The 26,058-nt window shown below is 42.7% G+C and carries 23 protein-coding genes; 2 read left to right on the plus strand and 21 right to left on the minus strand.

Annotated elements, in window-relative coordinates; genetic code table 11:
* Window positions 1-170: 170 nt before the first annotated feature.
* The gene (locus tag AB1Y31_10860) at window positions 171-794 is read left to right on the plus strand and encodes an NAD(P)H-dependent oxidoreductase (protein ID MEW4983676.1); all 624 of its coding nucleotides are present in this window, start codon (window positions 171-173) and stop codon (window positions 792-794) included.
* A gap of 690 nt (window positions 795-1,484) precedes the next feature.
* Here the strand turns inward: AB1Y31_10860 and AB1Y31_10865 are convergent.
* The 7 genes from AB1Y31_10865 to AB1Y31_10895 all read right to left on the minus strand — a co-directional run bounded on the left by AB1Y31_10865 (window position 1,485) and on the right by AB1Y31_10895 (window position 8,195).
* Entirely contained in the window at window positions 1,485-3,065 is a 1,581-nt protein-coding gene (locus tag AB1Y31_10865) for an AMP-binding protein (protein MEW4983677.1), read from the minus strand.
* Entirely contained in the window at window positions 3,066-3,491 is a 426-nt protein-coding gene (locus AB1Y31_10870; GenBank protein ID MEW4983678.1) for an OB-fold domain-containing protein, read from the minus strand.
* Between the two features lie 8 nt (window positions 3,492-3,499).
* Window positions 3,500-4,663, minus strand: coding sequence for a thiolase family protein (locus tag AB1Y31_10875; GenBank protein ID MEW4983679.1), 1,164 nt, complete (start codon window positions 4,661-4,663; stop codon window positions 3,500-3,502).
* Between the two features lie 4 nt (window positions 4,664-4,667).
* Complete coding sequence (locus AB1Y31_10880) at window positions 4,668-5,204, minus strand: aromatic-ring-hydroxylating dioxygenase subunit beta (GenBank protein ID MEW4983680.1); 537 nt, start codon at window positions 5,202-5,204, stop codon at window positions 4,668-4,670.
* Window positions 5,204-6,445: a Rieske 2Fe-2S domain-containing protein gene (locus AB1Y31_10885; protein ID MEW4983681.1), complete on the minus strand. Its 1,242-nt coding sequence runs from the start codon at window positions 6,443-6,445 to the stop codon at window positions 5,204-5,206. Before AB1Y31_10885 ends, AB1Y31_10880 begins: the two co-directional genes overlap by 1 nt.
* Before the next feature lie 75 nt (window positions 6,446-6,520).
* Window positions 6,521-6,934, minus strand: coding sequence for an isoprenylcysteine carboxylmethyltransferase family protein (locus tag AB1Y31_10890; protein MEW4983682.1), 414 nt, complete (start codon window positions 6,932-6,934; stop codon window positions 6,521-6,523).
* A 55-nt stretch (window positions 6,935-6,989) separates the two neighbouring features.
* Window positions 6,990-8,195: an alkane 1-monooxygenase gene (locus AB1Y31_10895; protein MEW4983683.1), complete on the minus strand. Its 1,206-nt coding sequence runs from the start codon at window positions 8,193-8,195 to the stop codon at window positions 6,990-6,992.
* 207 nt (window positions 8,196-8,402) lie between these two features.
* On the opposite strand from AB1Y31_10895, the gene AB1Y31_10900 reads away from it, so the two are divergent.
* Entirely contained in the window at window positions 8,403-9,254 is an 852-nt protein-coding gene (locus tag AB1Y31_10900; protein MEW4983684.1) for an alpha/beta hydrolase, read from the plus strand.
* Between the two features lie 279 nt (window positions 9,255-9,533).
* Here AB1Y31_10900 and AB1Y31_10905 read toward each other — a convergent pair whose 3' ends face one another.
* The 14 genes from AB1Y31_10905 to atpB all read right to left on the minus strand — a co-directional run bounded on the left by AB1Y31_10905 (window position 9,534) and on the right by atpB (window position 26,049).
* On the minus strand, window positions 9,534-11,888 hold the full coding sequence (locus AB1Y31_10905) for an MMPL family transporter (protein ID MEW4983685.1): 2,355 nt from the start codon (window positions 11,886-11,888) through the stop codon (window positions 9,534-9,536).
* Window positions 11,889-11,905: 17 nt separating this feature from the next.
* On the minus strand, window positions 11,906-12,853 hold the full coding sequence (locus AB1Y31_10910) for a YCF48-related protein (GenBank protein MEW4983686.1): 948 nt from the start codon (window positions 12,851-12,853) through the stop codon (window positions 11,906-11,908).
* 90 nt (window positions 12,854-12,943) lie between these two features.
* The gene (locus AB1Y31_10915; protein MEW4983687.1) at window positions 12,944-14,404 is read right to left on the minus strand and encodes a DUF1329 domain-containing protein; all 1,461 of its coding nucleotides are present in this window, start codon (window positions 14,402-14,404) and stop codon (window positions 12,944-12,946) included.
* Between the two features lie 47 nt (window positions 14,405-14,451).
* Window positions 14,452-16,140, minus strand: coding sequence for a DUF1302 family protein (locus tag AB1Y31_10920; protein MEW4983688.1), 1,689 nt, complete (start codon window positions 16,138-16,140; stop codon window positions 14,452-14,454).
* Between the two features lie 165 nt (window positions 16,141-16,305).
* Window positions 16,306-18,138, minus strand: a complete 1,833-nt coding sequence (gene glmS / locus AB1Y31_10925; GenBank protein ID MEW4983689.1) for a glutamine--fructose-6-phosphate transaminase (isomerizing) — start codon at window positions 18,136-18,138, stop codon at window positions 16,306-16,308.
* 11 nt (window positions 18,139-18,149) lie between these two features.
* On the minus strand, window positions 18,150-19,508 hold the full coding sequence (glmU, locus tag AB1Y31_10930; GenBank protein MEW4983690.1) for a bifunctional UDP-N-acetylglucosamine diphosphorylase/glucosamine-1-phosphate N-acetyltransferase GlmU: 1,359 nt from the start codon (window positions 19,506-19,508) through the stop codon (window positions 18,150-18,152).
* A gap of 88 nt (window positions 19,509-19,596) precedes the next feature.
* The gene (locus AB1Y31_10935; GenBank protein ID MEW4983691.1) at window positions 19,597-20,013 is read right to left on the minus strand and encodes a F0F1 ATP synthase subunit epsilon; all 417 of its coding nucleotides are present in this window, start codon (window positions 20,011-20,013) and stop codon (window positions 19,597-19,599) included.
* Window positions 20,014-20,027: 14 nt separating this feature from the next.
* Window positions 20,028-21,410, minus strand: coding sequence for a F0F1 ATP synthase subunit beta (gene atpD, locus AB1Y31_10940; protein ID MEW4983692.1), 1,383 nt, complete (start codon window positions 21,408-21,410; stop codon window positions 20,028-20,030).
* A gap of 61 nt (window positions 21,411-21,471) precedes the next feature.
* Window positions 21,472-22,335 (minus strand): F0F1 ATP synthase subunit gamma, encoded by an 864-nt coding sequence (gene atpG, locus AB1Y31_10945; protein MEW4983693.1) that lies wholly within the window; start codon window positions 22,333-22,335, stop codon window positions 21,472-21,474.
* A 12-nt stretch (window positions 22,336-22,347) separates the two neighbouring features.
* Window positions 22,348-23,889: a F0F1 ATP synthase subunit alpha gene (gene atpA / locus AB1Y31_10950; GenBank protein MEW4983694.1), complete on the minus strand. Its 1,542-nt coding sequence runs from the start codon at window positions 23,887-23,889 to the stop codon at window positions 22,348-22,350.
* 14 nt (window positions 23,890-23,903) lie between these two features.
* Entirely contained in the window at window positions 23,904-24,437 is a 534-nt protein-coding gene (locus tag AB1Y31_10955; GenBank protein MEW4983695.1) for a F0F1 ATP synthase subunit delta, read from the minus strand.
* The gene (locus tag AB1Y31_10960; GenBank protein ID MEW4983696.1) at window positions 24,437-24,916 is read right to left on the minus strand and encodes a F0F1 ATP synthase subunit B; all 480 of its coding nucleotides are present in this window, start codon (window positions 24,914-24,916) and stop codon (window positions 24,437-24,439) included. Before AB1Y31_10960 ends, AB1Y31_10955 begins: the two co-directional genes overlap by 1 nt.
* 35 nt (window positions 24,917-24,951) lie before the next feature.
* Window positions 24,952-25,188, minus strand: coding sequence for a F0F1 ATP synthase subunit C (gene atpE, locus AB1Y31_10965; protein ID MEW4983697.1), 237 nt, complete (start codon window positions 25,186-25,188; stop codon window positions 24,952-24,954).
* A 36-nt stretch (window positions 25,189-25,224) separates the two neighbouring features.
* The gene (atpB, locus tag AB1Y31_10970; GenBank protein ID MEW4983698.1) at window positions 25,225-26,049 is read right to left on the minus strand and encodes a F0F1 ATP synthase subunit A; all 825 of its coding nucleotides are present in this window, start codon (window positions 26,047-26,049) and stop codon (window positions 25,225-25,227) included.
* Window positions 26,050-26,058: the final 9 nt, after the last annotated feature.

The following is a 26,058-nucleotide window of genomic DNA, read 5'->3' on the forward strand; positions in this document are numbered from 1 at the left end:
TTTTCTTAAACGCTCACCTCTTGGCTTATTTTTTTACCATAGGGCTCAAATAATTCACACAAGATCCGCCCGACAATAGGCACTATCCGACACCACCAATGAATGAAAAATTCACAGCTTGGCTATTCGATGTTACGGTAAGTGTCAACTAAATAAGTTAGGAAGAAACAATGAGTAGACTACTTTATATCCAAGCTTCTCCACGTAGCGACCGCTCAAACTCTACCGATATAGCAAATACCTATATCGATGTATTTAAAGCCGCTTCCACAGACAATACCGTCACCACGCTGAATGTTTGGGATATGAACTTGCCCGAATTCGATGGTGACCACCTGAATGCCAAGTACAATTTTTTACACGGCCAAAATCCTAGTGACGCTGAAGCTGCTGCTTGGCAAGAAATTGTTTCTATTGCCGACCAGTTTAAAGCCGCTGACCGCTATTTATTTAGCGTGCCCATGTGGAATTTTTCAATTCCATACAAACTAAAGCATTTTATTGATGTTATTACACAACCAGGGCTTACGTTTAGTTTCTCACCGGAAACTGGCTTTCAAGGTTTGCTCACTGGCAAACCCGTTACTGCCATTTATTCACGTGGTGTCGAGTACGATAACGACGAGGCAAGGAGCATGGACTTCCAAAAACCTTATCTCGAGACGGCACTTAGGTTTATTGGCTTTAGCGACATAAATAGCATAATAGTTGAACCAACCTTAGCTGACCCAGATAGCCTGACCAACACCATAAAAACCGCAAAGGTGGCGGCGGCAGCTTTTGCAAACAAATAATGGATTTACGATTAAAAGATAAAATTGCCTTTGTCTCCAGTTCTAGCCAAGCATTGGCTTTGTCATCACCAACATTGGTGCTTCAATACGTGTGGAGGGAGGGGTGGTAAAACCCTATGTTTAATACTGGTTAAGCCGCTACTACATTTTTCACGCCACGGACCTAATAGCTAAGTTATTTTGCTAGTGCTACGTGACGATGTGCCCAACACGAAATTAACTGTTATCGCTCAGTCAATGACTGATTGCCGTTCTTAACCTTTCTTGTGTGTTCTTCGCTGCCGGTATTGCTGTATCCACGAAAAAATAAATCTGTGTGTTTTTACTCCTTCTCGCTTTCGCAGGTGCTTTACTGGCTACTTTTCCCGTTGGAAATATGGGGCACGTTTTCTACCAATCGGGCTCACGGGGTGGGCCCTAATAGTGACATATACACAATGAATCAATAGGTTGCCGGCTATCTGCCTCATTACACCTGAGCTAGGCTTTGGAATTCTCATGGTAGTGGGTACGCAATTTATATTAGAAGGTGAGTATCTACTACGGACTTTTTTATTGCTGCTACCCTCTTTTTACCGACCAACAATCTTCTACTACTCAATACCCCGATATTCAGGCTGATGCTAAAGTAGGAGGGCGACAGCCAGTATCTAAAGCCGCCCTTCACTCTAATTAAAGGGTAATCGTTCTTTATTGGCTTGGGAAATCCCAAGGCACTGACAAGCGACCGTCCTTAAACATTGCTTGAATATCTTTTTTGAGCACTTTACCCGTTAAACCTTTTGGCAAATCATCTACGAGTACTAGTGCCTTTGGCACTTCAAATTTAGCCATGCGTGTTTTGCTAAAAGCGATAACCTCATCGGAGTCAAATGCATCCGCATTCTTTGCAATAATAACCGCTACAACCGCTTCATCCCACTCTGGGTGCGGCACGCCAACGACTGCTACCTCCGTAATATTTTCATGCTCATCCAATACATTTTCAACCATACTAGGGAAAACGTTAGCAGAGCCGGTGATAATAAGATTATTTTTTCTATCCGTTAAATAGAGGAAGCCTTCCTCATCAATATAGCCGAGGTCATTGGTACATAACCAACCACCTTGTAGTGCTGCATTAGTTTGCTCTTCCAGCCCTAAGTAACCCGTCATCACAGAGTCTGACCTTAGCCAGATTTCACCTATGGTGTCTGGTGGACAAACAACATCCTTATCATCACGTATCTCAACATCAAAGTGTAGCGTTGGTCTGCCACAAGAACGCAGCAAGTGTTCTTCACCAGCCAACCCCCTTCTAGTATCTTCCGGTGACATCACACATATCCAACCGCCTGTTGCTTCGGTCACGCCATATAACTGTGACATATCACAGCCAAACGCCTCGGTTGCTCTACGAATAAGCTCAGGGGTGCTAGGAGAAGACCCATAGGTAATCAAACGCAACGAGGGTAGTTCAATCCCTTTTTCTTCTTTTAATTGAATAAGGCGGCGCATCATTATCGGCACCATAATAGTAACCGTTACTTTATGCTTGTTAATATGTGCAAAGTATTCATCAGGGTCGAAGTCACCTTCGGGTAACACTGAGGTCATTCCATTAACCGTATTCATCGTAATTAACACGAATGTTATCCACGCAGAAGACGTTGGCGCATACCAAACATCATTAGGTGCCAAACCTAAGTTCAACACTGTATTCATCATCGCTTCGCGTAATGCGACCTGGGATAATAAAACGCCTTTAGGCGAACCCGTAGTCCCTGATGTATAGCTAATCGCCGCTAAATCATCATTATGTATTTCTGGTAAGGTCACATCTATATCGCTACTACTTAGCAGCTTTTCATAATCATAGGGCAGCTCGTGCTCGCCACCATAGCCGATCAGAATGATGCCTTCGGATGCTAATTTTTCGGGCAGATCACCCATTAACTCAACACAATTTGCTTGCACTAGCACAACTTTTGCATTTGAGTCTTTGATCACATACAGCATTTCTTTAGGAGAGAAACGCCAGTTGATACCGACACGAGGCGCGCCTAATTTAAGGCACCCATGGAAAGCTTCATATATTTCTATATGCTCATGTGAAAGTATGCCAACGACATCACCTTTACCAATACCTTCTTTTTGTAATGCTTTTGCAAAGAGATTAGCCCTTTGATTTAGCGTAGCCCAATCTATTGAACGGTCTCCTTCATAAAACGCAATCTTTTTGGGCATCGCTTTTGCTGCACGCAGCAAAAAATCCCTAACCAATGCTGTCATTTACTCTTCCCCGTCTTTTAATTTAAAAAATAGCAGCTCATTTTTTTTATCTATTGTTTTAAAGCTTGCTACGACTGCTGAACCGACCTTGTATTCTTGGTTCTCTTTTACTTCTATATGTCCCATAACCCGGGGCCCTTCTTCCAATTCAATTAAAGCAACCGTGTAGGGGATTTTGTCATTGAAATAAGGGTGAAAACTACGATGAAAAACAACATAGCTATAAATCACACCCCTGCCTTTCGATGCCAGCCATTCAAGTTTATTAGACCCACACTCGTCGCACACAACCTGCGCTGGCGGGAGAAAAGTCTGGCAAGCCTGACACTGTTGAATCAACACCTTGTGTTGTTCCATCCCATCATAGAATGGCTTTGCAACATCAATAATGGTTGGCCAAATCACACCTTCTTTTGGATATTCCATAACGCCCTCTATTGCCCCATTATTAATGCTGCGTGATACTGCATTCGTCCACCGTATCCGGTAACTAGTACATTATCTAGTTTACTTAATTGCCGTTCGCCCGCCTTATTTCGCAATTGCATAATAGCTTCTGATACAGCTGTAGCACCCTGCATATAATAGCCAGATAAATGCCCGCCACCTGTATTCACAGGTAATTGACCACCTGGGCCTATGCCTTTTTCGACAATGAACTCAGCTGCTGTGCCTGGCTCACAAAAACCACACATCTCGAGGTTTATCAGCGTTGAAATACTAAACGCATCATAAAATTCACAGGCATCAATATCATTGGCTGAAACACCTGCCATTTTATAGGCTGTTTCTGCGGCTTTTTTAGCCCCTGTTTCTATCTCTGGTTGAAAGCCTCTGCGGTTGGTATTTCCCTTGTGACCTTGCCCCATACCATAAATAAACGCCGCTGGCTCCGGTTGATCGGCCGCTGATGCAGCATCACTCACCACCACAGCAATTGAACCATTAACAGGGTATGCACAATCCAACATTCGCAACGGCTCTACTAACCAAGGTGATGCATGATGGTCTTCCATCGTCATTGGTTTTTTGATTTTCGCAAGAGGATTCAATTTTGCCCACTCACGATTTGCCATTGCTACTAACGCTAAGTCGTCTGTTGTTCGGCCATACACCGCTAAGTATCGCTGAGCCGCCATCGCATAGGCGGCTATTGCACTGTAAAAGCCATTCGCTATTTCGATGCCTAACTTACCCATCATCGGCATGGCAATAGCAAACGATTCCGCTGCTGAGCTATCCGGCTGTATAGGTGTATCTGCAAAAACACAAACTACTTTCGTGGCCAAGCCTGACTGAATAGCCATGGTTGCTTGCTGCAGCGTTTGAATCATCGAACTGCCTTCTGCCTCGACCACATTCAACAAGCCCAAGTTTTTTAATCCGGCATAATCTTGAAGATCCATCGGCATTGCCGATAAATCTTCAATAGGGCTTTTATTGATAAGCAAACCATCGATATCTGAATGCTTTAAACCTGCATCATCAATTGCCAAGCCAATAGCTTCTACCGCTAATTGCCAAGATGTCGCCGAGTATTCACGGCTTAACTCGGTCATACCCAAGCCTGTAACAGCTGATAAAGGTGTCCTTTTCATCCGACTAAATTAGAAACGACAAGGTTGGGATTGGCTGCAATCCATTCACAAGAATGATTTTCTTCATGTGCATTTGGAAAGCGTCATCTCGTCGGCTTAAAATATAAACTAAGCGACCTGACCAAATTCTAAATGTATTGGTTGCTTGAGCAGAAAACTCCGGTAAATAAAAGTTAGCTTCAACTTTATATCGCCCATCCGCTTCTTCTGAATACTCATAATTAGAAATGACTCGGCGTAAACCCGATACAGGCAATTGACTATACCGATAGCCTGTTTTGAGTTGGCGAATTCGTGTAGCAATCCGAGTACGGTTATCGTACAAATGAGATACTTTTTTAGCTGGATCGTCACCTTCTTTAAGCGGCACCCAATACACTGCATCATCAGCCCAAAGGTCTTCCCACTCTTGGTATTGAGACTCATCCGCTAACCTAGCCTCGCGAACTATAAATGCTTCAAGCTCTAACGCAATATCATGTGATACGCTTCCCATTGTTTTCTCCCCGTCCTTACAAGACGATAGTGATACGTTTCCCATTACTTCACTCCTGTCATTACGTCACGGTAGTGAAACCAAAACCCTCGATTAGATGTTTCATCTGTCATATGAGACGTGATGACACCATCTTTATCACTCGTTTCGCGATTTAAGCCTCGGCTTAAATCGCACCAAGGATCACCCGACAACAACGCTATTTGCGCTCTTTCTGCAATGCTTGCATCATCCGCTAGCAAGAAAGCTGCTGGACCTAAGGCACCCTCACTTTGTCTCAGTAATTTAAAGTCTAATTCTGGAGCGCCATCAAGAAACATTGGCGTACTCCACTGAACCGCTGAATTCGTGCCTGTTGGTTGAAAAATAACAATATTCATCTCACCCAAAAACAGATTAGGAAAAATACAGGCGTGCGGTGGACCAGCGTATAAAATTTTATCCGCCTTTTCCTGCCCATAAGCCTCTCGCATACTATCGACGTATGATTTAACCTTCTCAGGTGTTGAGCCTAACCAGTCCAGTGTTTTCGCATAACCCGCTGAGAAGTCAATTTCAGTATGCCCATTACCCCAGTCTTTTATAACGCCCTGAATACTATCCTCGGCACCGACAAACTCTCCATACTGAGAGTCAATTGCCATAACAAAAGATTGATGCACATAATTAACGTGATAGCCATCAGTGTCATTTTCAGGCAGCATCTTCCAGTTCGCGTCAAAGTGCTGACGAACCCAACCACCTCGCAAATCAATTTTCCCAGTTGGCGACATTTCACAAGAACGGTCAATTAACGATTTTGCATTACCGAGGTAATCATCAAAACTGAGTTCTGGTTGGACAAACGAGGCAAAAACAAAACCACGATAACTATCACTCACCAATGTTTGCAGACCCAGCTCCGCTAACGGCTTCTCAAAGCCACCGGGGTAAGCTACGTCCATCAAGGTACCATCTAAACCAAACACCCAACCATGATACGGGCAAGTAAAGTTACGCTTATTACCCTCTGCTTCATTACACAGCATATTGCCTCGGTGCATACAGCGGTTAGCATGCACCTTTATAGAACCATCTTTATCACGAACCATGATCACGGATGAACGGCCAATTTCTCGAACTAAGTAATCGCCCCTTTCTTTTATTTCACTTTCATGGCCGACATACACCCAGCTCTTATGAAAAATCTTTTCCAACTCATCTGCGTATATTTCATCCGAAGTATACAAAGACCCATGTACTTTATCCGATTGAATAAGGTGGTTATAATCAATTTCTGTTGTCATTTTGACTCCTTCAGTTATTTCCCTCAGCCTAAGCATTTACTTTCTTCATTTCAATGACTTAGGTCAGTTTTATCATTAAATCCATCGCCTTACTTGCGAACAAAAAAGGCTGTATTCATTCTCAAACAGTGTTGTTAAGGCTCTCTCTTCTGGCTTAATTTGGAACTGGTTCATATAAGCTACATATATTACTAAGCAAATAAAACCATACGGCGAACCAAGCCAAACCAGCCACGCTATCAAAAAAATTAAGTTTCCAACATACATTGGATTTCTTGTGTATTGGTAAATTCCACTTGTTACCAGGCTTGATGCATTATTTGGCTTGATCGGGTTAACCGTCGTTTTTGCTTGCATAAACAACCACAGCGCAGCGAAGTCCACCAATAAACCCAGTGCTACAAACACACCGCAAACAATTGACTTATAGGGCACCTCAACAGCTGGCGTCCCAAGTTTGCTAGCCAACAGCCACATAAGAGCGGCCATTACTAATGCTACAACTGGTGGTGGTATTTTTCGCTCTAAACTAGATAGCATTCAGTTATTTAATATCTGCAATAACAGCCCTTTCCACAAACCTTTCTGGCAAGGTGTTTGGCAGGGCATAAGGAATAATATCCGCCGTATCATAAAACTCCTCGATAATTGGGTGCATCATTTTTCGCCATAAAGACGGCACCAACGCTACAAATAAAATATTCAGGTAGCCAAGGGGCAAACGCGGTGCTTTATCCATCACTCTCAACACCTGATAAGGGCGTCCAACGTTAGCGTGGTGATCTGAATGCCGATCTATTTGACACATAAAAAAGCTGCTAATAATCATGCTGTCATCCCAGGCATGTTCAGGGCGAATTTTTTCATAAGTACCGTCCGCGTTTTGTTTACGCATTAAACCATAATGCTCCGCAAAATCTGCCGTCGCCAACAACATCCTTGGAAATAGGTACTGCAAAATAAATAGCGGCAAACTTAACCAGCCAAAAAGGTAGACCAAGAAAGAGAACCAAGCCACTTGCGCTAACGTAATCTTAATCATTTTGTTATCGAAGTTTAGCCAGCTTAGACCCTTTCGAGTTAAACGTTTTGCTTCAACCTGCCAAGCACAAATTGATTTTCTAATCGTACTGCGCAAAGCAAAGCGCCAGAAATTCTCACCATAGGGTGCTGTCGCATGATCTTCTGGTGTAGCAACAGTTAAGTGGTGGTGGAAATTATGATACACATAAAAGTCGGCCATACTAATCGGAGTCATTAGTGCTTGCCCCATAAATCGGTCAAACTGATTACCGTGGTGACAAAGCTCATGACCTGGCGTAGCGCCAAAGCCTGTTACCAAACCCAGCGACAAAGCCAAACCAATAATTTCACCTTGGGTTAGTGGCTGATAAGTAATACCCAATACCGTGAACATATCCATCGGCGTATTCGTTATTAATGAATAACAAAATAATGTAATCAAAAATTGCACCGGTATATACGCCCATAACATCACGCGATAAAACAGACTTTGCTCCAGTTCTTGTTCCATTTCAGCTGGTGCGTTAATAGGATCATCACCCACGATAGGGTCTAGAATCATACAAATAACAAATGCCCCCACTGTTAACCAATACCAATGCCCACCTCCTAAAAAGTGCGCCACGACTGGCGTGGTTGCAAATAACAATATCGGTATCGTCGTGAAGCGGGTAACGATACTAACCTTTCTCTTAATATTCTCTGGGGCGTTTACAGCTGGAAACATTGTCTTTCCTTTACTCAAATTACTCATTAAATTTAATTATAAACTTTTATTTATAACAGTCAGTAGTTAGATTAAATCATTTTAAGACAATAATCACTTTTCCTAATATTTAAGTATGATTTTCAATAAAAGTTACTTATCATCCTTAATTGCTCTCTTGGCCATTTTAATAACGGCCCTTACAACAGCCTAATCATCAGGAAAACCATGCAAAAATCTAATATTCAAACAGGCTCTTTTCAAACTTTTTTAAATGAAGCAGGAGAAGATAACGATACCGCTATTTTATTACTGCATGGCTCTGGCCCCGGTGCCAACGCCATGTCTAACTGGCAGTTTGCGCTACCTTTCTTAGCTGAAAATTATCATTGCCTTGCTCCAGATATCGCGGGTTTTGGCCTCAGCCAACATAATTCACCTCCAAGTGGCACTAGTGAATGGATTGATATTTGGGTGCAACAACAAATTGATTTATTAGATGCGAAAGGTATCGAGCAAGCTCATATTGTGGGTAATTCCATGGGCGGCGGCGTGACTTTACACCTGCTTAGCAGACACCCTGAGCGCTTCAAAAAAGCAGTTCTTATGGGCCCGGTTGGCGCTCCATTTAAACCGACCGAAGGGTTAACCAAAGGTTGGGAGTTCTACAAGAACCCTTCTCAAGACGCCTTGGAATATTTGATCACCAAGTTCCTATACGACCCTAGTTTATTAGGTGCGGATATTGCGAAAATTGCCGCGCAGCGATTCGAAAATGTGATGAAAGATGAGGTTCGCGTCCAATTTGAAGCGATGTTCAGCGGTGGAACAAAAAAAGGTATCGACGCCTTTGTCTTATCAGATGAAGCATTGAACAATATCCCTCACCAAATGCTCATCACCCATGCACGGGAAGATTTCTTTATCCCCCTTAATAATGCCTATCACCTGATTGAAAGAATCCCTCAGGCACAATTACATGTCTTCGACCATTGCGGTCATTGGATACAAATCGAAAAGAAAGTCGCCTTTAATAACCTAACAAAGTTCTTCTTTGATGGGCTCTTAGACGACGAATAGGCTAAAAACCATCGGTTGTCAAAGGCATTTAAACGTATCGTCCAGCAAACCACTATTAGCGCCAACCTTCCGTTCTAACCACTACGTTCAGAGCCACTACACTCATTAAAAATACATTCAACGATGACCGTCATTTGGCGGTCATCTTGCATCAGAAAATATAGATTTTGGTCAACGCTTAAACCCTTCCAACTGTTCCGTTATCAAGCTCAAATCCGGTCCACGCAGTCAACGAGCTGATTGCGCTCGATAACTGCGTGGGCTGAAAAGATATTTGGTCTAGCTAATTTCCTTAGTTTTTTGCGGGTAAAGAAAACTTGCCAACGCTGGTATTAAAATAATCGCTCCCAACATGTTCACAAAAAACATATAGGCCAGCAATATGCCCATATCTGCTTGGAACTTGAGGTCAGAAAAGTACCATGTAGCAACACCAAGTGTCATGGTCACTGATGTAAATACAACACCCGTTCCCACTTCTCTTAACGACTCATAATACGACTGCAGTAACGTCTGCCCCGCGCCCATATGTGCACGCATGCGAGCAAACAGATAGATACCGTAATCGACACCAACACCCACGCCCATTGCTAAAACGGGCAAGGTTGATACTTTCAAGCCTATGCCTAAGTACACCATAACGGCGTTTGCCAAGTAAGCAACCAAAGCTAATGGTACGACGATACAGATGGTCGCCCTGATAGACATAAACGTTAAGAAGCAAAACAAACCAACCGCAGCAAAAAGAATCAGTTCAATTCTTGTTTGCGCTTTTGCAACAATCTCGTTAGTTGCCGCCATAATGCCGGCATTGCCCATTGCAGGTACAAAAGTAACACTCTCGTTTTTATTCTGCTCTTCAAATACATTAACCGCTGCCATAACACGGTCTAAGGTTTCAGCCCTATGGTCCGTTAAATAAATCGTAACCGGCATAACCGTACAGTCATTTGAGAAAAGCGCCTGTGACATTTCCACCCTGTAAATATTGGCTGAAATCATCTTCTCATTTCGAGGAATGCCCAAAAATTTGGGATTGGCTTCATAGTTACCAACATTTCGTTCACGAATAACTTGGGATAGGGCTTTAACTGATTGAACGCCTTCAACATTTTGAAGTTGCCAAACAAAGTCATCAATTGTTTGCATAACACCAAAGTTTACACAAGCACCTTTGATATCTGACTTTGCCAATATGACCATTTCATCAAGGCCCACCGAAAAGTTCGATTGAATTGCGTTGGCGTCCTGATTGTAGCGTGCATCCGGCCAAAACTCTGGCGCACCTGCCTCTACGTCACCAACAATCAACTGATCTTGTACCGACATGGCATAGACGCCTAAACCAACCGCAAGCGACAGCACGATTGCCGCGCTTTTTCTATTCGTTAAAGTCGCCAAACTTTTCCAAAAAGCATGGTCAGTCCCTTTTATACTATCTTGCGCTCTCTTAACTTCACTATCATTCAACTTAATGTAGGACAACAGTATCGGTAAAATGATTTTATTCGTCAGCAACATCACTGCCACCCCGATACTGGCAATAATTCCCAGCTCCCTAATAATAGGAATATCAATCAACACAATAACGCCAAAACCAACGGCGTCCGATATCAGCGCCGTTGCGCCTGGTATAAAAAGCTTGTAAAACGCCTGACGCGCTGCACCTACTGAGTTCTCACCACTGACGATACCGATACGCCAAACATTCGTCATCTGAATAGCGTGACTCACACCAATTGCTAAAATCAAAAAGGGCACCAAGATAGACATTGGGTCAACCCCAAAGCCCAGTAGTTTAACCAAGCCTAATTGCCAACTCACCGAAATTAACGCAGTCGCAATAACTGCCAGTGCAAGTTTTATAGAGCCTGCGAAAAAAATCAACAATACAAATGTAATAATTAAGGTGATGACAAAAAATCCAACAACCCCTTCAGCACCATCAATCACATCGCCAATAAAAGGCGCGAAACCAATAATATGAATTGAGATACCGTTCGTTTCATAGGTATCTCTAATTTTGCTTAACCTCTCAGCAAACACTTCATAATCGATTTTCTGCTTGGTTACCGGGTCAAGCTCAACCAGATCCGCAATCACTAGCGCACCCGACAGATCTTTGGCAACCGTCTTGCCTATTTCAGACGATTTAAACAGATTACTTTTAACCTCTTCAATTCGTTCAGGCGTTGCAATAAAGTCGGCCGGGACAATCTTTGATCCCGTAAAGCCTTCTTCACTAACCGCCACATAGTTAACATTGGGGGTAAACAATGACGTTACAGTACGCGCATCGACTCCATCCATCACCAACACTTCTGATGTGATCTTTTCCAATACTGTAAAAAACTCGGGGGTAAACATGTCGCCCTCCTTGTTTTCTACAAAGATTGTTACGCGGTTAGCACCACCGAATTCATCACGGTGTTCTGTAAACGTCTTCATGTACGGATGAGACAATGGAATAGCCTTGTCAAACCCAGGAGAAAGCTGCTGATTAACGCCTTGATATGTTAAAAATACTGTTATCAATAATCCAATGATTAAAAATAATAAGCGGTGCTTTAACAGCGCATCTGCCATAAAGTCAGATACCTTGTGCACAAAATTTGATTCATGTTTCATAGTCATTTATTGCTACCTTTACCTTATTCCATTAGCTCACTAATTGAAATTTTTGTGATTCCACCTGCCATCGACGATAGATAGGCGTTATCGCCTTGAATCGCTACCGCGGTATAGTCCACACGGCTCTTATTCTCTATCTTTTTAATCAATTGCCCCTTCTCATCAACCGCTAGGATAATGCCACCACGTCCTACAATTAATACACTTTTCGCATCAGCTGTTGTTGCGGAGTCGAGTAAGAATTGATCTGTTTGCGTATCAATCTTGCTCCATTCTAGTGATTCAGAATTAATCTGATATAAATTACCGCTCATGCCGAACGCTATAAATTGCTCGGCCACACTAGAAACGCCAAAGAAAGATCCCTCGTAAGGAGAAGGCACAACTTGCCAATCGCTCATTCCATCTTTTGAATAAAAAACACCGCCACGCTCTGCCACAACAAGTGAAGCATTGCCGACCTTCTCGAGTGCAAATAAATGGTTCTGGTACCAATCTTCCACCGCCAGTAAAGTGACGTTCCAAGACTCACCAGCATTTTCAGTTATCCACAACTCACCATCGGTTCCTAGTACATAACCAACTTGCGGGCTAACAAAGTTTACCGACATATAAAAGCGTTCTTCTTCTGGCTTATAATTATCGACAACCCAAGTCGCCCCACCGTCAGTGCTATGTAAAATGGTCGACTCATGGCCGACAATCCAACCTTCCGTTTTCGAAGCAAATGATATCCCCGTTAAGGTGACATCGACTGGTGATTTAATCTGTTGCCATGAATCACCATTATCGCTCGAGCTGAGTATGATACCCCTCTCACCCACTGCATAAACCTTAGCTTCATGCACCTCTAAGTCGAGGAAAATTGCTTTCGTTGATAAAGGCAGCTCTAACGCAGGCCGAGGCAATGTTTCTGCAAAGGCAGAACTTCCCATCATCAAAGATAAGCAAAAAATAATTCTGAACATCGTGTTATTCCCTATGAATTTAAAAAAAAAACCGAGGCTAACATGAGCTAGCCCCGGCCTTAATCTAATTACTTAATATGACGTTTGATCTTATCTACGACCAAATTTTCTTAAGCCTTGAGGCGTAAAGATATCGATATTGAAACCAATATCTGCTTCTTTAGAAGTGATTTTTGGTGCGCCAAAGCCCATTTCTTCACCCGCTTGGAACATCCAGTAAGGGAAAGTTGTATAACGACCATTAATCAAATCCTGCTGCATATCACCAACCGGTGTAGTGATGTTTGCGCCTGGGAAGAAGACGTTATATTGCTCACCAACTCTCCATAAACGGTCTTTTGCATCATAAGCTTCAAAGCCTAGACCAACCCAAGTGTCTTCATCAAAATAAGATGTATGACGTTTATAAAGATGACGTTGCCCTGATTTTAGCGTTGAATCCACAGCCCAAACACGGTGTAATTCATAACGAATCATGTCTTGATTAACGTGATCTTCGCCAAAAATTGCATCAAATTCTGTGTCTTTATTGGTCAACTTATAGTTGTTATAAGGCACAAACATTTCTTTTCTGACTGGCGCTTTAAAGTCAAACCTTGTGTTCTTGCCGCCAAAATAATGCATCCAACGACTCGCTACCGTACGCTGACCATCCGAAGCAAACGAAGGGCTATCGTGGAAACCAATTTCAGGTGCTTTACGCACACGACGTTGACCTGGGATATACAGGTAAGTTTGGAAGTCAAAGTTTTGGATAGAGTTACAACCACCGAAAATCAAACCTGATGAGCGAGGTGGCTTTTCAACCTGCCATGAATCACAAAGAGCCGCAACACCTTCACGGTTAAACCACTTAATGCTTCTAACTTTAGAGTCTGCAGGGAACCAATACGGAAAGATTTGGCGCTGACGCATAATTACGTCAGTACGGTTACCGTTAGAATCAATTAACGCACCATTGATCATTTGATCGACAGAAATACCTTTAAATGCAAAATAGTGGTTATACGCTGCTTCTGCACCTGTTTTAGGAATTGGAAAAGGAATACCGCCACCAGCGATTTCATCCTTCAAACAAACCCTACTTTCTGTGCCAAACTCATCGCACATCTGTACATTTTTCGCTTGCGCTAAAGTCGCATCATATACCCAAGAATCGTATGCACCCGTTCTATGACTTGGGTATACATTCATTTTGTAGGTATCAGGGTACTGCTTAAACAAACCAATTTGACCCGGCGATAACTTATCCGCATATTCCGTATAGTTAGACGCTGTGATGGTAAACAACGGCTTTTCATCCGCAAAAGGGTCTGCCAGACTATTGCTCTCTGTTGCGTCTGCGCCTTTCATCGGCACACTGCTCCACGCTGGGATAGTGCCATCAGCATTTCCTGCACGAATCGCACCCATTGGCGTCAATTCAGTCCCTTCTATGCCTACCTTAGCCTGCTCAGTTGCATCTAGTTGTGCAAAAGCAATGCTGGGTAATAAAGCTGCAGACAGAACAAGCGCTGAAGCTTTTTTTACGTTAAAACTTAATAAATTCATTATTATCTCCTTAAACTACTTTTTATATTGTCAATGCTAAGCGACTCTTAGAAAGAGTAACTTATGTTAGCTTGAACAAAGTCACGATCAGAACGGCCATTTAGACGACCACCCGCTTGGTTAGCCATCGCCTCTGCACCGTCAAACATGGTCCAGCTGACGCCACCTACCCACGTGCCACCACCGTAACCAAAATTCACACCCAGTGTTAATGCTTTTCTATCATCCACAAACAAAGGAACGATCTCGTTAGACACACCTTCCACATCATATTTAAACGCCACAAAAGGTGAAACTGACGCCACATTAAACAAAGCTGCTTCATATGTAAGTGATTGTTTCACTTGGAAGCCCCAGAAGTGTTCAGTAACCTGCGGATTAAAAACTGTTCTAAACGGCCCAACCAGTGCTTCATTCTTTTTAGGTAAGCCATCAATCCAGCCATAAGCGACTTCTGCTAAGGTGCTATTCGCATCGGCACCCATGAAGCCAACACCCCAAATACGCTGAAAGGTCATTTGTAATTGATGTCGGTCAACTTCGTCATAACCTTTTATTGCATCACCTTGAACACATGTTCCACAATTCACATTAAAAAATGGCCCTGCACCTAGACCATTTAAAACAGGTCCTGTCATTTGAATAGGCGCATCTTTTCTTACGTGGTATTCACCCGCAATTACCCAGCCTTCGACATTAGTATTAAAGGAAACACCATAGCGTTCGATATTCTCCTTATACTCCAAAAAGAAAGTGCCTGTATTGTAATAGGTTGAAATCATTGGCACATGGTCATGAAGGTTTTGGTAATAGAAAGCTATTTCACTACCGTTGAACAGGCCTGGAATGAATTTCCTTATAGCCAAACCATACTGGCCACCTTCGGCAAATTTATCACCTACCCTAACTAGGGAACCGCCAACCAAACCACAATCATCAAGCCCATCAGGCGCAATACAAGCACCTCCAGGCGCACCAAATGGAAGCGTTGCTGCTCCTGATGCAATTCCACCCACAGCTCCATCTCCTGCAGTATCAAATCCACCGCCTGCACCTACAGCATCCAAAGTGGTAAAGAATGAACCCGCTGGATCTAACTGAATTTGGTCAAACTCAAACAGATAAAAAGACTCAACGGTCCACTCATCACCTATATTCCATGAAATGTAGGCAGCATTTGTACCAATAAAAGCATCTTTAAGCGCTCGACCTGGCTGTCTTAATTTATTTAAGTCAACGGTATTAATGTCATTAATTGAACCTTGAATAAAGGTATTTTCACCCCAACTAATAACTTGCTTACCAAGCCTTATATTGACTTGATCATTATCACCGAAATAGCCATAGACCATTAAATCTGTGAGTGAAAAATCTCTAGCTAATTTATCATGCGCTTGATCAGCTAAATCTTTATTATCATAAACATGATCGTAAAAATAGTTGCCCCGCGCCAGCATGCCATAGTCGCCATACTCTACACTTAGAGTACTAGAGCCACGAATAGCGTTACTGAATATATCACCTGCATCTTTAGAAATTCTATTTCCGTGCGCGCCCATTTTGTCATGGTCCGCATCTTCTGTACGCGCCGCAATAGCGTATGTTATATCGGTATCAAGCGACCCACGAATGTCTCCATGATGGAAACTAAACGCTTGCGCCGTACCGGCTTGCGATAATAAAAGCGCGGTACCTAGAGCAGCACCGACGCCTGATTTTATAAATGGTTTTTTCATAAACTTCCCCCTGTTAGATTTTGTACACACCTTTTTACATTAGTGTTGCAAGAAAGCTACACCCAGTTCAGGAGAAGCCGTAACAGAATTTGTTCAAAAAATTGACTTAAATCATTTTAAACTTGCACTTTTTTAAAGCAAGTTTGGTAAGGAGGGGCTTATAACTTATTCAACTGTCACTGATTTAGCTAAGTTTCGAGGCTGGTCAACATCCGTACCCTTCAATAAAGCCACATGATAAGCCAGTAGTTGAAGTGGCACTGTATAGATAATCGGCGCCACTATTTCACTTATTTCTGAAACTCGGATAATCCTTAAACCTTCAGCTTCTTCAAAGGCAGCGTGTACGTCGGCAAACACAAAAAGTTCACCACCTCGAGCTTGCACCTCTTGCAGGTTCGATTTAAGTTTTTCGAGTAAATCATTATTCGGCGCTACTGCGACCACCGGCATTTGCTCATCGACCAACGCTAACGGCCCGTGTTTTAACTCGCCTGCAGGATAGGCTTCTGCATGAATATATGAGATTTCTTTTAGCTTTAGAGCGCCCTCCATTGCAACCGGGTATTGTTCACCACGGCCTAAAAACAGCGCGTTATTTTTATCGCCAAACTTTTTTGCGAACTCAATGATTTCTGGTTCCAGTCGCAGTACTTCGGCAACTTGCTCAGGTAATACTTCCAACTGTTTGACAATCTCAACTTGTTTCTTGTCATCAATTTTATGGTGCTTACCCAACGCAATCACCAGTAGTAAAAGCGCCGTTAATTGTGTCGTAAAGGCCTTGGTGGAGGCAACGCCAATTTCTGGCCCCGCTTTCGTCATTAGTGCCCACTCCGACTCTCGAACCAACGAACTTTCCGGCACGTTACAGATTGTTAAAGTATGCGCGTAACCCAGTTCGGCCGATGCCTGAAGTGCGGCTAAGGTATCGGCTGTTTCACCTGATTGTGAAATCGTTACAAACAATGTTTTATGGTTGACGATATGTGGGCGATACCTAAACTCACTCGCCACCTCAATATGACATGGTAAGCCTGCGACAGATTCAAACCAATACTTTGCAACTAGTCCTGCGTGATAACTGGTTCCACAAGCCACTATTTGCACTTCCTGAATACTTTTAAATGCCTCTTCTGCCTCTTCTCCAAAACAACTTGTTAATACACGGCCATTTGCAATACGACCATCTAACGTATGTTTAAGTACAGCTGCCTGCTCAAAAATTTCTTTTTGCATATAATGATCATATTCACCCAGACCCGTTATATCAGCTTGTAATTTCGTTTTATTGATTTTACGCGTGACCTTTTTGCCGACGGCATTGTATATAGTGACATTCGCATGACTAATATCTGCCACATCACCATCTTCTAAATAGATAAACCGTTCTGCCTCACCTAATAACGCAAATACATCCGAGGCGATAAAGTGTTCCTTATCACCAATACCAATAACTAAGGGGCTGCCCTTTCTCACCGCAATCAGGCGGTCTGTATTTCCATTTTCTACTACACCCAATGCATAGGCACCATCCAATAACTTTACCGTATCTTGGACCGCCGCCAGTAAATCGTTGTTATTTTTGTACGCGTCATATACCGCATGGACGATCACTTCGCTATCTGTTTCTGAGTCAAACGAATGTCCGCGTTCCAATTGTTGCTTACGCAGCAACTCGTGATTTTCAATAATACCGTTATGGACTAACGCTATGTTTTCACACACGTGCGGGTGCGCATTAACTTCCGAGGGCACGCCGTGTGTTGCCCAACGTGTATGCGCGATACCACAAAAGCCGGATAGGGGTTTTTGTTCAATCAACTTCTCAAGGTTGTTGACCTTGCCTTCTGTTCGACGCCTCGCTATTTCAGCATTATTTTCTGAAATGACTGCGACACCAGCCGAGTCATAGCCTCGATACTCTAGCCTTTGTAAGCCCTTTACAAGAACATCTGTAATATCTCTTTGCGCTACTGCACCAACTATTCCGCACATATAAGTCCTTTTTAACCCTTCGTTGGCTTCTTCCAGCCATTTAATGTTATTTGTTTCGCTCGAGTAACCGTTAGCGCATCGGCTGGAGCGTTCTTTGATAGCGTTGTACCTGCGCCTAATGTTGCCCCAGAGCCAATGGTAATAGGCGCAACTAATTGTGTTCCTGAACCAATAAATGCACCGTCTTCGATGTCGGTTTTATGTTTATTAACGCCGTCATAATTACAAGTGATGGTGCCAGCACCAATATTCACATTTTTACCGACCTGCGCATCACCTATATAACTCAAGTGATTAATTTTAGAGCCATCACCTACGGTTGTTTTTTTGACCTCAACAAAGTTTCCAATATGAACGTTTTTCGCAAGTTCCGCACCCGGCCTAAGTCTCGCAAAAGGCCCAATTGTACTGCCTTTACCAACCACGCAATCTTCTAAAACAGAGTTCGCTTTAATCACAACTCCATCGCCAATTACTGCATTTTGTATCACACAATTTGGCCCAATATGAACATCACTACCAATGCTTACACAGCCTTCAAATACATTATTTATATCAATATAAATGTCTGTCCCCGTTAAATTTAATTCACCACGAACGTCAATTCTTGCCTTATCTGCCAGCGTTACGCCTAAATCCATCAATTCATCAGCCTTAATAAGCTGGTAGTGCCTTTCCAGTTCATTAAGCTGTACTTTAGAATTAACACCTTGCACTTCAAATTCATTTTCTGGCTGTATAGTATTAATGTAAATACCATCGTTAACAGCCATTTCGATAATATCTGTTAAATAGTATTCAGCTTGCGCATTGTTATTGTTTAGCTTATCCAGCCAGCCTAGCAATAACTCGCCATTTACCGCCATGATACCCGTATTTACTTCATCAATTAACAGTTCGGCTGCGGAGGCGTCTTTTTGCTCTACTATTTTAGTGACCTTGTCACCCACCCTGACAATTCGCCCATACCCTGTTGGATCATCAAGGGTTACAGTTAGCAGTGACATAGCGCTGTTATCGATATTTTCTATCATTTCAGCCAGTGTTTTCTTCTTCAGAAGCGGAACATCGCCGTATAAAATTAAGACAATATCATCGTGATGAATATAATCAGCTGCCTGTTTTACCGCGTGTCCCGTGCCTAATTGCTCTACTTGTTCAACCCATGTGATATCAAACTGTGAATGTGCTTGCTTGACTTGCTCACCATCATGGCCGTAAACCACAACAGTATTACTGTTTAAGTCTGCTACTGATTCAACGACGTGTTGCAGCATCGGTTTCCCGGCTATTTTATGTAGCACCTTAGCTTTGGTTGACTTCATCCGCGTGCCTTTACCAGCGGCAAGTATGATTGTTTTTATATTCATTTTTGTGCTTATTTTAGTTTTTACTAGTTTAACAGGTATAAAAAAACCCGCCTAATGAGCGGGTTTTTAATTTTTTCAACAACTAGCTTTATCGCGTTTTTCTTAAACGACTTATCGCTTGTAATTGTGCAGCGGCTTCCGCTAATTCTGCTTGTGCCTTTGCAAAGTCAATATCTGATGATTTATCAGCCAACGCCTCTTCTGCACGTTTTTTAGCTTCTAGTGCTTTCGCTTCATCAAGGTCATCGGCTCTAATCGCAGTATCTGCTAATACTGTAACTATGTGCGGTTGCACTTCAAGTATTCCACCTGAAATAAAGAAATCCAACTCTTCTTTACCGGTATTAACTCGAACTTCACCTGGCTTTAAGCGCGTAACAAGCGGTGCGTGGCGTGGTGCAATACCAAGTTCCCCCATCACACCCGGCGCAAAAACCATTTCTGCAAGCCCAGAGTATATTGAAGCTTCAGCACTTACGATGTCTACATGGATTGTCATGCTCATTTTAGACCCTTAACTTATGCTGCTTCTTTTGAGTGTCTTTCTAGTACTTCGTCAATCGTACCGGCCATATAGAATGCTTGTTCAGGAATATGATCATATTCACCATTAAGAATTCCTTTAAAGCCAATAATAGTATCTTTAAGAGATACATATTTACCTGGAGACCCTGTAAATACCTCAGCAACGAAGAATGGTTGAGACAAGAAACGTTGGATTTTACGTGCACGAGCAACAGATAATTTATCTTCTTCAGACAACTCATCCATACCCAAAATAGCAATAATATCGCGCAGTTCTTTATAACGCTGTAGCGTGCCTTGCACACCACGAGCGATATTATAATGCTCATCACCAATCACTAGAGGATCTAGCTGACGACTGCTCGAATCCAAAGGATCAATCGCAGGATAAATACCTAGCTCAGCAATTTGACGTGACAACACAACGGTCGCATCCAAGTGAGCAAATGTTGTAGCAGGCGATGGATCGGTCAAATCATCCGCAGGAACATAAACAGCTTGAATTGATGTAATAGAACCTTCACGTGTTGATGTAATACGTTCTTGGAACACACCCATTTCTTCCGCAAGATTAGGTTGGTAACCCACAGCTGAAGGCATACGGCCTAATAGCGCAGATACTTCCGTTCCAGCAAGCGTATAACGGTAAATGTTATCAATAAACAACAATACGTCACTGCCATCTGCACGGAATTTTTCCGCCATTGTTAAACCAGTTAAGGCAACACGTAGTCTGTTTCCTGGGGGCTCATTCATCTGTCCGTAAACCAACGACACTTTGTCGATAACGTTTGACTCAGTCATTTCGTGATAGAAATCGTTACCTTCACGAGTACGCTCACCCACACCAGCGAATACAGAGTAACCACTGTGCTCAATCGCGATATTACGGATAAGCTCCATCATGTTTACTGTTTTGCCCACACCAGCACCACCGAATAAACCAACTTTGCCACCCTTAGCGAATGGGCAAACTAGATCAATCACTTTAATGCCTGTTTCAAGAATTTCACTAGAAGCAGCTTGTTCTTCATAAGTAGGCGCAGTACGGTGAATACCCCAGCGCTCTTCCTCACCAATAGGACCTTTTTCATCGATTGGCTCACCAAGAACGTTCATGATACGCCCTAGTGTTTTAGTACCAACAGGTACTTGAATCGCTTCACCTGTATTGTCTACAGCTAACCCTCTTTTCACGCCGTCTGTTGTACCCATCGCAATACAACGAACAACGCCGTCGCCAATTTGCTGTTGTACTTCTAGCGTTAAGCCAACTTCTTTTACAAGAAGAGCATCGTATACTTTAGGGATTGAATCACGTGGGTATTCCACGTCAACAACCGCGCCAATAATTTGAACGATAACACCTGAGCTCATATCAGTTCCTCAATAGTCTTAATTTAAATTCTTTTATTACCCTCAAAGAGGGAAATATTCTTTAAACCGCTGCTGCGCCAGCAACGATCTCCGATAGTTCTTGTGTAATTGATGCTTGCCTTGCTTTGTTATATATCAACTGCAATTCATCAATTAGCGTACCTGCGTTGTCAGACGCACTCTTCATAGCAACCATTCGTGCCGCTTGCTCACAAGCATTGTTTTCAAGCACCCCTTGGTAAACAAGAGACTCGATGTATCTGATCAATAATTGATCCAATACTTCTTTCGCATCAGGCTCATAAATATAATCCCAATGATGCGTTAAATGCTCGTCTAACTCTTCTGTGTAAACAGGTAACAACTGCGTCACTTCTGGTATTTGAGTCATCGTATTTACATAATCGTTATGGGCTATGTAAAAACGATCAATCTTACCTTCGTCATACTCATTGAGCATGGTTTTAACAACGCCAATAATTTCTTCAATTGACGGCGTTTCACCTAAATGAGTGACAGAACCCAGTACATTGCCACCTAATCGACCTAAAAAGCCTTCGCCTTTTGAACCGATAGAAGCCATAACAACTTCTGTTCCTTCTGCATCCCACTGTTTAAGCTGGCCTACAAATTTACGAAACAAATTAGAGTTCAAACCACCGCATAAGCCCCGATCACTGCTGATGAGAATAATGCCAACTCGTTTACACTCTCTGTCTGCTAAATAAGGGTGCTTATACTCCGATCTAGCTTGCGCCAAATGACGAATAACCTGACCCATTTTTTTAGCATATGGACGAGCAGCCAAAACGCGTTCTTGTGTCTTACGCATTTTACTTGCAGCGACCATTTCCATCGCACGCGTAATCTTCTGTGTACTTTGTACACTCGCGATTTTGGTTTTTATCTCTTTTCCGACTGCCATAGCTTTTCTCGCTTACCAGGTTTGTGTTTTTACAAACTCTTCGATAGAAGATCTCAATTCAGCAATGATGTCGTCGTTATAGTTACCTTCATCGCCAATTGATGCAACAAGATCAGCCTTCTCTCTTTCCATGAAGCTATGCAAAGCTGCTTCGAAATCCAGCACTTTTTCAACTTCAATGCCGTCTAAAAAGCCTTCGTTGGCAGAAAATAATGAAATTGACATCTGCGGCACACTTAATGGTGCATATTGATTTTGTTTCATCAATTCAGTCACCCGAATACCACGATCAATCTGTGCTTTCGTTGCGGCATCCAAATCAGATGCAAACTGAGCAAACGCTGCTAATTCACGATATTGAGCCAAATCAAGACGTGTACCACCACCCAGCTTTTTAACTGATTTCGTTTGTGCAGCACCACCCACTCGTGACACTGATAAACCTGCGTTTACAGCAGGGCGAATACCGGCGTTAAACAAATCTGTTTCTAAGAAGATTTGCCCATCAGTAATAGAAATTACGTTAGTTGGGATAAACGCTGATACGTCACCTGCTTGCGTTTCAATAATTGGCAAGGCCGTTAAAGAACCTGTTTTGCCTTTAACTTTACCGTTGGTCAGTTTTTCAACTTCAGCAACGTTAATACGCGCAGCACGTTCTAGCAATCTTGAGTGAAGATAAAACACATCACCCGGGTATGCTTCACGACCTGGAGGACGGCGCAATAGTAATGATATTTGACGGTATGCCCATGCTTGCTTTGTTAAATCATCATAAATGATTAACGCGTCTTCACCTTTATCACGGAAGTACTCACCCATCGCACAACCAGCGTATGGAGCGATAAATTGTAGCGCTGGAGAATCAGCCGCGCCAGCACACACAACAATGGTGTGAGCCATCGCGCCGTGCTCTTCAAGCTTTCTTACAACGTTTGAAACAGAAGATTGTTTTTGACCAATCGCCACGTAGATACATTTAACGCCTGTACCTTTTTGGTTGATGATGGCGTCAATCGCAATCGCTGTTTTACCGGTTTGTCTATCACCAATAATCAACTCACGTTGACCACGGCCTAAAGGAATCATCGCATCAATTGATTTCAGGCCTGTTTGTACTGGCTCATCAACTGATTGACGGGCAATAACGCCCGGTGCGATTCTTTCAACAGGAGATGATGATTCAGCATCAATTGCGCCTTTACCATCAATCGGTGCGCCTAACGCATCAACGACTCGACCTAACAGCGCTTCACCTGTTGGAACTTCTAAAATACGCCCTGTACATTTGACGCTATCACCTTCGGAAAGGTGTAAATAAGAGCCCATAATAACAACACCAACGGAATCTCTTTCTAAGTTAAGTGCCATACCAAAAGTTCCACCTGGGAACTCTAACATTTCACCTTGCATAGCATCTGACAAGCCGTGCACTCGAGCAATGCCGTCTGTTAATGAAACGATAGTACCTTCTGTTTTCGCTTCTACGTCTGCATCGAAGTTTTCGATTTTTTTCTTGATAAGATCACTTATCTCGGATGGATTTAGTTGCATCGTTTTTACCTTTGCTATTTTAGCTGTTTAGCTAATTGTTGAATCTGTCCACTCAAAGAGCCGTCAATAACTTTATCACCAGCACGTATAACCATGCCGCCAATTAAGCTCGCGTCCTCTTCAACACTTATTTTTACTTGTTTACCGAATGTGCCCGACAACGAACCGGCTAGCTCGTCTCTATCATGGTCTGACATTGGAAAAGCTGACGTTACTACGACATCGAGTATTCCACTTTTTTCAGCTTTTTTAACCTCGAATTGCTGAGCAATCTCACCTGCTAATTGCAAGCGGTTATTTTTGATAAGCAACTTAACCAAGTTCAAGCCCTGCTCATCCATCTGCCCTTGGCAAATGTCAACTATGCCGCCTTCTAGCGCCTTTTTTGACACTTTTGGGTTATTGGTGATTTTCTCGATCAGTTCATTTGACGTAACTTGATTTACAAAATCCAGCATCTCTGACCATTTCTCAAGCTGGTCTTTTTCTTCCGCCATTAAGAAAGCAGCTTCTGCATAGGGCCTTGCAAGCGCTGCTAACTCAGCCATTAAGCTGCACCTAACTTGCCACTGATATCATCAATGATAGCTTTGTGTTTAGACGCATCAATTTCGCTCTTGATGATTTGTTCTGCCGCTGATACGGCTAAAACTGACACCTGTTCACGAAGAACCTCACGTGCACTAGCTACTTCCTGCTCAATCTCAGCTTCTGCACCTTTTTTCACTTTAGCGGCTTCATCAACAGCTTTGCTTTTTGCTTCTTCAACCATTTCGCCAGCACGTACATTGGCTAAGTTAATGATATCTGACGCTTCCGCACGAGCTTCTTGCAACACTTCTTTAGCGCGTTTCTCTGCTAATTCATGTTCCTTTTGACCACGTTCACCAGCGGCTAAACCTTCAGCGATTTTGCTTTTTCGTTCTTCCATGGCTGCCATTAGCGGCGGCCACACATATTTCATGCAGAACCAAACAAACATAAAGAATGCTATCGTTTGGCCTATTAGGGTTGCATTAATATTCATTATTAAACCTTAAGTTAGGGTTAATCTTCGTTTTATTATCCAACGACCGCAAATAAGATGTACATAGCAATACCCACAGCAATCATTGGAACCGCATCGATAAGGCCCATGATGATGAAGAACTGCGTACGTAATAAAGGAATCAATTCTGGTTGACGAGCTGCGCCTTCCATAAAGCGACCACCCAACATGCCAATACCAATAGCCGCACCAATCGCGCCCATACCCATTAATAACGCACCTGCTAAATAAATTAAACCTAAGTCTTCCATTGTTATCTCCTGTTGAGTTTACTAATTAATAAAAATTTAATGGCTTTCTTCGTGCGCCATACTGAGGTACACGATAGTAAGCGTCATGAATATAAAAGCTTGCAATATAACGATTAAAATATGGAATATCGCCCAAGGCACCGACAATGCCCACTGCGTACCAAGTGGCAACATTGCAATAAGAATAAAGATCATCTCACCTGCGTACATATTGCCAAACAACCGTAGCGCCAGTGAAATTGGCTTTGAAATCAAACTAACGAGTTCCAAGAACAAATTAAATGGCATCAAGAATTTAGGGAAGGGGTGAAACGCCAGCTCTGCAAAGAACCCGCCTGGCCCCTTTACCTTAATACTGTAGAAAATAATCAAGAAGAACACACCAAATGCCAACGCAAAGGTCATGTTTGGATCCGTTGTGGGCACTACCTTAAGGTAAGGAATACCAATCATTTGCCCCAAGTGTGGAATGTAATCCACCGGCACTAAATCCATCGTATTCATGAGTACGATCCACACAAAAATTGTTAACGACAAAGGCGCTATCAATGGGTTTCTGCCATTAAAGCTGTCTTTCACACTGTCATCAACAAACTCTAGAATCATTTCAACAAAGTTCTGCAAGCCACTTGGTACGCCTGTTGTAGGCGCTGTCGCTGCTTTTTTGAAGAAATACAGAAATACGCAACCTAACATAATAGAAACGGCTAGCGTATCGATGTTCAATGCCCAAAAACCCATTTCTTTTGCAGCCGCTGAACCATGCGCTATGCCCCAACTACCATCTGGGTGCTGACCATAAGTGAGATTGGTAAGGTGATGCTTAATATATTCTGATGATGTTAGGTTCTCGCCTGACATAGTTTCTCT

It is taken from the genome of Cycloclasticus sp., assembly GCA_040743155.1.
Taxonomy (GTDB): domain Bacteria; phylum Pseudomonadota; class Gammaproteobacteria; order Methylococcales; family Cycloclasticaceae; genus Cycloclasticus.